This window comes from Chryseobacterium sp. C3, assembly GCF_014218905.1.
Lineage (GTDB): Bacteria > Bacteroidota > Bacteroidia > Flavobacteriales > Weeksellaceae > Chryseobacterium > Chryseobacterium mucoviscidosis.
Genome location: NZ_JACLCU010000004.1, coordinates 204,279 through 210,949 on the forward strand (window position 1 = coordinate 204,279; position 6,671 = coordinate 210,949).

The 6,671-nt window shown below is 36.1% G+C and carries 7 protein-coding genes; 2 read left to right on the forward strand and 5 right to left on the reverse strand.

Annotated features, from left to right (window positions below; genetic code table 11):
- Nucleotides 1-23: 23 nt before the first annotated feature.
- Nucleotides 24-1,061: an NAD(P)H-dependent glycerol-3-phosphate dehydrogenase gene (locus H6W53_RS10660; protein WP_185206691.1), complete on the reverse strand. Its 1,038-nt coding sequence runs from the start codon at nt 1,059-1,061 to the stop codon at nt 24-26.
- A gap of 228 nt (nt 1,062-1,289) precedes the next feature.
- On the opposite strand from H6W53_RS10660, the gene H6W53_RS10665 reads away from it, so the two are divergent.
- A complete protein-coding gene (locus tag H6W53_RS10665; protein WP_185206693.1) occupies nt 1,290-2,297 on the forward strand; it encodes a M23 family metallopeptidase in 1,008 nt (335 codons plus the stop codon).
- 74 nt (nt 2,298-2,371) lie between these two features.
- On the opposite strand, the gene H6W53_RS10670 is transcribed toward H6W53_RS10665, so the two are convergent.
- The 4 genes from H6W53_RS10670 to H6W53_RS10685 all read right to left on the reverse strand — a co-directional run bounded on the left by H6W53_RS10670 (nt 2,372) and on the right by H6W53_RS10685 (nt 5,134).
- Nucleotides 2,372-3,022 (reverse strand): NAD(P)-dependent oxidoreductase, encoded by a 651-nt coding sequence (locus H6W53_RS10670; protein WP_185206695.1) that lies wholly within the window; start codon nt 3,020-3,022, stop codon nt 2,372-2,374.
- A 59-nt stretch (nt 3,023-3,081) separates the two neighbouring features.
- A complete protein-coding gene (locus H6W53_RS10675) occupies nt 3,082-3,492 on the reverse strand; it encodes an Rrf2 family transcriptional regulator (protein WP_185206697.1) in 411 nt (136 codons plus the stop codon).
- Nucleotides 3,493-3,556: 64 nt separating this feature from the next.
- Nucleotides 3,557-4,507 (reverse strand): hypothetical protein, encoded by a 951-nt coding sequence (locus H6W53_RS10680; protein ID WP_185206699.1) that lies wholly within the window; start codon nt 4,505-4,507, stop codon nt 3,557-3,559.
- Between the two features lie 189 nt (nt 4,508-4,696).
- Entirely contained in the window at nt 4,697-5,134 is a 438-nt protein-coding gene (locus H6W53_RS10685; RefSeq protein WP_087708965.1) for an FKBP-type peptidyl-prolyl cis-trans isomerase, read from the reverse strand.
- A 225-nt stretch (nt 5,135-5,359) separates the two neighbouring features.
- On the opposite strand from H6W53_RS10685, the gene H6W53_RS10690 reads away from it, so the two are divergent.
- Complete coding sequence (locus tag H6W53_RS10690) at nt 5,360-6,361, forward strand: catalase (RefSeq protein ID WP_185206701.1); 1,002 nt, start codon at nt 5,360-5,362, stop codon at nt 6,359-6,361.
- Nucleotides 6,362-6,671 lie beyond the last annotated feature (310 nt).

Consider the following 6,671-nt stretch of genomic DNA (forward strand, 5'->3'; position numbering starts at 1 on the left):
TTTGTGTTATTTAAAATTGAAAATTAATTGAGTTTTGCGGTGAGTTTTTTAAACTGTTTTTCTGCATTTTTTCCTTCATACAGAATTCCATAGATCGTATCTACAATCGGAAGTTTCAGCCCTTTTTCCTTTGACGTTTTATAAATAGAATTCGCGGCATAATATCCTTCTGCAATCATGTTCATGGACTGGATTGCTGATTTTACGGTATATCCTTTTCCTATAAGATTTCCTAAATTTCTGTTTCTGGAGAATAATGAATACGCGGTAACCAGTAAATCTCCCAGATAAGCACTTTCGTTAACATCTCTCGGCGCTTCGTAAATGGCTTCCAGGAAAGTTTCCATTTCACGGATCGCATTGGAAACGAAAACCGCGGTAAAGTTGTCTCCATATCCTAAACCACTCGCAATTCCGGCTCCGATAGCGAAAATATTTTTAAGAATCGCACTGTATTCGTTTCCTAAAATATCTTTGCTGGAATGCATTTTAATAAAATCTGAATTGAAAATATCCACCAGTTTCTGTGAAACTTCATCTTCTACGGTTGCAACGGTAAGGTAGGACAGTCTTTCCATCGCTACTTCTTCTGCGTGACAAGGTCCTGCAATCACTGCCTGATTCCTGAAACCTATTTTAAATTCGTCTCTTAAATAATGTGCTACGACATCATTTACCTTCGGAATAATTCCTTTAATGGCGGAAACGAATATTTTATTCTGATAATCACAAGTCATTTTATCCAGCGTATCGGAAAGATAGATCGACGGCGTTGCCAAGACAATAATATCACACGCAGAAACAAGCTCGTTGATGTCTGTGGTAAGCTTTAAATTTTTAAGATTGAAATTAACTGCTGTAAGATAAGTCGGGTTATGACCTCTCTGTTCGATCGCTCCTTTTACGTACTCATTTCTTACGCACCAGTGCACGACTTTGCAGTTTTCTACAAGCATTTTCACAATAGCAGTCGCAAAACTTCCACTTCCGACTACTCCTACCGCAACGTCATTTTTGCTTTTCTTCGGGTTCGATTCTATATTTGTTTTCTTTTTTGCCATAATAGAAATGTGAACTGCAAATATATTAAAACAAAGACGGAAAGAAGGATTTTCGGGGCATGATAAAAACCAAATTTAGACAAAATTAACACTTCAACACAATTAAATATCTAATCGACCGTTAATTACAGAAAAAACTAAAGTTTTGTTAAAAATAAGCCTGAAAGTTTATTTTTAATTAAATTTGCAGGCTTAAAACCGTTTTGTAATTATACTAAGAGAAGAAAAATGAAGAAATTTCTAAGCAGTAAAAAGAACATAAATGTGCTTTTAGGAGGACTTTTATTAGTAGTTTTTGCGCAAGGTATTTTCATTGCGAAGTTGTATTCGGAAAAAGACAACAAAAATTATGAAGTAAACCTTGTAAAAATAAACACTGAAAAAGACAGTGTAGATTATCTGAAAATGAAAACTGATCTTACATTGGTGGATCAAACCGTAGCAGAACTGAATTCTTTCCTTAAATCTAAGGATGTTCCCAACGAGAAAGTTACTATTCTGAGTAAAGACAGTATCTCCAACTCTATTTATCTGGCAAAACAGGCAAACCGATACAGCCAGTATCTGATGAATCTTCAGAAAAAGTTACTGGAAGTTCCTTTGGGAATGCCTACTGAAGGTTATATTTCGTCTAATTTCGGAGTGAGAAAAAATCCTATTCCTTTTAAAACCGTTTTAGCCTCCGTAAAAAGTAGTGCTGCAAAACCTGCTGCCGTTGCAGCCGCAGCTCCGGAAGTAAAAGCTGAGCCTGTAGAAAAAATTATAGAAGTAACGGATAGCTACGGAAATAAAAGAGAAGTAAAGGTAATGGTAACACCAAAAACGACTTCTGCTGCTCCGGTTTCTGCTTCGTCAGCAAAATCTGTTGCAGCCGGATCTGAAAAGCCTGCCGAGAAAAACAATTCGCCTGCAGAAGCAGATCAGATGCAGTTTCATAAAGGACTGGATATAGCCGTTGCTTACGGATCGGATGTCGTGGCAACTGCAGCCGGAACTGTTATTTTTTCCGGACAGAAAGGAGGATACGGAAATTGTGTGATCGTTTCTCACGGAAACGGATTGGCAACTCTTTACGGACATTTGTCGCAGTTAGTGGCTAAAGTAAATGATAAAGTGAAAGTGGGACAGGTGATTGCCAAATCCGGAAATTCGGGTCGTTCTACCGGACCTCACCTTCATTATGAGGTACATAAGAATAATACTCCGGTAAATCCGAAGTTGTTTATGAATCTTTAAAATGAGAGGTAAAATATAGAGTTTCGGCGGCACCTTTGGTGCCGCCGAAACTTTTAAAACATATCTTAAAAAAATTAGTAGGCTGCTGTAAAACGCTCTCTGATGTGGTTATTCTGTTCCAGTTCATCCACCAAAACCACCGCTACATCTTCTACGGAAAGAACACTTCTTCCGTTTTCATCGAAAACAGGATTTTCCAGAGCGGTTCTGTATTTTCCGGTTCTTACACCTGCCGTTCCCTGATGCATTTCTATTGCGGGACTGAAAAATGTCCAGTCTAAGGTTTCATTTTCTTTAATTTTGTTTAAATAATCTCTTGCCGCAGTTGCCCCAGGTTTTATTTCTGCAGGAAAATCTGATCCGTCTACCAGTTGTTTTCCATCAATGTAAAGACTTCCTGCTCCTCCAACAGTAATAAATCTTTTTACACCAGACTGTTCAACTGCTTTTTCAATATTAAGGGAACCATTCAGAAAATCATCATAAAGATTAGGATTGGTCCAGCCTGCGTTAAAAGCACTGATTACGGCATCATTTCCTTTTAAAACTTCTGATAACTCATCTACATTATTTACATCCACACTTTTAGCCGTTACTTTTTCGTTCTGCTCCACTTTTGAAGCATCTCTTACAATGGCTTCTACCTGATATCCTCTGTTGGATAATTCATTTACAACCTGAGTTCCTACAAAACCTGTTGCCCCTATTACTGCTACTTTTTTCATACTGTTTATTTTTTATATTTAATTGTAATAATTTTTGTTACATTTTTAAGCAAAAAATTTTATTTGAACTGTTCGCTGAACTGTTTTAAGGATTTATCTCCTAAAAAATCCAAAACCAACTGATCGGTTTCTGAAAACAAATTTTTAAGATGATTATTAATTTCTTTTCCGACCGGGCAAACCGGATTGGGATTATTGTTTTTCTTTCCTAAAACTTCAGTGTTCTTCACAGCCAGATAGATTTCAGAAATTCGTATGGAATCTGCACTTTTTGACAGCTGACTCCCTCCTTCTTTTCCCTGTCTGCTTGTAATTAAACCCGCTTCTCTTAACACACCAAGCTCTTTACGAACAATCACAGGATTGATATTGATGCTTCCTGCAATCCATTCTGAGGTAAGCCAGTCCTGTGGACTTTCCGTCAATAAAGTCATGATATGTATTGCCGTGGCAAATCTTGTGTTGTTCATTATAATTACTAAGCAAAGATATACATTTTTTTAATGTAACAAAAATTATTACAATTAAAATTTGTTAAAGAATCAGACGATCCAGATCCAGAAGCAGATAATTGATATTCTGATTGATGGTTCTGGTTGCCGACTGCATCTGGTTGAGCATTGCGGCACGGTTATGAAGATCATCTGAACGGTAAAATCCTCCGTCACTGAAAATAACAGATTCGTCTGCACGCTTTTTATCATCATCAAACTGATAATGAAGCCAGCGTTCTTTCATACTCGAAATAATAGACTGCTGCTCTCTGTTGGAAAATTTTTTCTCGGTGTACATATACCAGATAAACGGCGGAAAGTTAGGTGACTGTAATTTGCCATTCCATACATCTCTTAGCAGATTTCTCTGATGGATAAATTCTACTTTTTTACCTTTCGGATTTAAAGTTGCCAAACCAAATCCTGCTCCCAAAACTCCTCCTCCGATATCAATAGCATTACTCCACGAATTATCCTTTACAATTCCTCCTGCTACCGAAGCTGCGGCTCCTGTTACAATTGACAGCAGAATGAGTTTATTGTTTCGGGAATCGTTTAAGTTATCCACATAATTTCCGATCTGTGCTACTCTTTCGCCTTCACAGTCGAATTCTGCCGCAACCGCATCCAGTTCGGTTAAAGCAATGGTTATTTTGCTGTTGATTTTGGATTTTAGCTGTAAAACTTTTACCTGAGACTCCAGAGAAGTGTCTTTTTTAAGCTCCATGATCTCATGAACTTCATCCAGATTATCTAAAGCATTCAGAATCAAAATACTCTGATCCGAAAATTTATCTTTTAATTCTTTGTTGGCATTAATGATAGAATCTGAGTTATAGGAAGGTAATTTGTTGCCGTAATTGTATTTGAAAGGCGCTTTACAATAGCTGTCTCTGAGGGTAAGAATATTTTGTCTGATTGCCTGATTTTTCCTTGATACACAGGAAGTAAGCAACATACTGAATGCTACAAAGTAAATTATCTTCTTCATTGATCGATGTTTTCTGTGATTCGGGATTCTTATACATCTGTAAGCTACAAACCTGTAGAAAATTTTATAAGAATTACATTATTTCAAATTCAAACCAAATATTTGTTTTAAGTAATTTGAAAGGTAAAATTACGCAAATAAAAAAATTTACCCGAATAACAGGTAAATTTTTAAGCTATTTTTAATAAATTACTTCTTGATATCCAGCAATTCTACTTCGAAAATAAGCGTAGAATTCGGACCGATCTCTTTGCTGATCTGCTGATCTCCATAAGCCAGATGCGGAGGAAGAATTAATCTCCACTTGCTTCCTACAGGCATCAGTTGAAGTGCTTCCGTCCATCCTTTAATTACTTTATTTAATGGAAATGAAGCCGGAGTTCCTCTTTTTACAGAACTGTCGAAAACTTTTCCGGTGATAGTTGTTCCGTGGTAATGGCATTTTACGGTAGATCTAGGACCCGGTTTTTCGCCGTCGCCTTCCGTAATGATTTCATACTGTAATCCGCTAGGCAATTCTACCACGCTTTCTCTCTTGCCATATTCTGCCATATATTCCTGACCGTCTTTCAGGTTTTTTTCTGCCAATTCTTTTTTACGTTTAAATAACATATCTGCTACTCCCATAATTGATAATTTTTGCAAAGATAGTTCTTTGTGCCGGAAGATGATAGCCGGAAGATGGAAGTTTTTTAATCATAGAAAATTTTCAAAACATATAAATCATTAGTTTTCAATTTATTAAATTTCATTTTTTTGCATCTTTAAGTCAGCTTAAAAAATTCAAGTATCATTAATATTCTGTTAATAGGATTTCCGAAACTTGGCGTTATAATTGGACTTAAAAACTAAATGCCCAATCCATTACCATATAAAAAGGAATACGACAGACTGACTGATGAAGAGAAGCAGCTTCTGGAAATCAATAAAAAAAGCATTACGGATTTTGTTGAGCAGTCGCCTTCCGTGAGTGATGTTCATTACGCAACGAGAAATGCTCATGCTAAAACATACGCTGTTACGAAAGGAACTTTTCTGATTGATAAAAGCATTCCCGAAGAACTGAAACCGTATTTCGATAAAGAAAAATATGATCTGATCATCCGTCTCTCCAACGCCCATTTAAAAGTAATGAAGGGGAAAAGAGATATTCCTGCCTATGGTTTTGCCGTGAAAATTAATGATGAGAAAGGAAACGTGATTGCCAATTTTCCTTTGGTGAATTTTCCGTTGTTTCCGATTAACTCGGTGAGTACATTTCTAAAATTATTTACTTCCGTTAATCGTTTTTTTGTAAAAAAATGGAGTTCTTTTTCTTTACTGATGCAGATTTTAAAAGTCATTCCTTCAACAGTTACAGCATCATTCGTCAAAAATATATTCAGACTCTGGAGGAAGAGAAATGATTTTTTTCTTTCATTTGATTTTCATTCTGTAGGTGTGTACAGACTGGGAGATTATATGATGAAAATTAAAATCAAACCGCAATCTGTCAACAAACATTTCGGGAAGAAATTAAAGGTAAAAAATGCTGTGGAACGTTATCTTAGAGAAGAAAATTTCACGGCAGATGTTCTTATTCAGCTTTGCTATGACCTGAAAGATCAGCCTGTAAATAAACTTAATGTTGAATGGAAAAATTCACCGTACATTAAAATCGGGGAAGTGAAAATTGAAAAAAATAATCTTCTGAACGCAAATTCATGTGACAGCGAGTTGCTTTCTTTTAATCCTTTTGAAAGTAAGATTTTCTTTCAGCCTGTCGGAAAGATTCAAAAGCTCCGCGATGAAGCGTATAAGGTTTCTGTACAGACGAGGCGGAAAATCAATAAGCTATTGAAATATAACAAATAATGAAAAGTGAATGGTGAATTTTTGACTTTCCTGTCATTTCGACGAAGGAGAAATCTATTTTGATTGATTTTAACGCAAGGTTCGCTGGGTTTTGTTTTACATTATAGTGGGTATTTTTTGTTCGCAATGGCGTTTCACTCAGCAAATGATAGCAACTTTGATTATTCGGCGCTTTAATTTTAGGAGAAATCTATTTTGATTGATTTTAACGCAAGGTTCGCTAGGTTTTGTTTTACATTATAGTGGGTATTTTTTGTTCGCAATGGCGTTTCACTCAGCAAATGATAGCAACTTTGATTATTCGGCGCTT

What these genes read in the sequence shown, in the direction of transcription:
- H6W53_RS10660 (WP_185206691.1), bottom strand. Translation starts at nt 1,061, where the DNA reads ATGGCAAAAAAGAAAACAAATATAGAATCGAACCCGAAGAAAAGCAAA.
- H6W53_RS10665 (WP_185206693.1), top strand. Translation starts at nt 1,290, where the DNA reads ATGAAGAAATTTCTAAGCAGTAAAAAGAACATAAATGTGCTTTTAGGA.
- H6W53_RS10670 (WP_185206695.1), bottom strand. Translation starts at nt 3,022, where the DNA reads ATGAAAAAAGTAGCAGTAATAGGGGCAACAGGTTTTGTAGGAACTCAG.
- H6W53_RS10675 (WP_185206697.1), bottom strand. Translation starts at nt 3,492, where the DNA reads ATGAACAACACAAGATTTGCCACGGCAATACATATCATGACTTTATTG.
- H6W53_RS10680 (WP_185206699.1), bottom strand. Translation starts at nt 4,507, where the DNA reads ATGAAGAAGATAATTTACTTTGTAGCATTCAGTATGTTGCTTACTTCC.
- H6W53_RS10685 (WP_087708965.1), bottom strand. Translation starts at nt 5,134, where the DNA reads ATGGGAGTAGCAGATATGTTATTTAAACGTAAAAAAGAATTGGCAGAA.
- H6W53_RS10690 (WP_185206701.1), top strand. Translation starts at nt 5,360, where the DNA reads ATGCCCAATCCATTACCATATAAAAAGGAATACGACAGACTGACTGAT.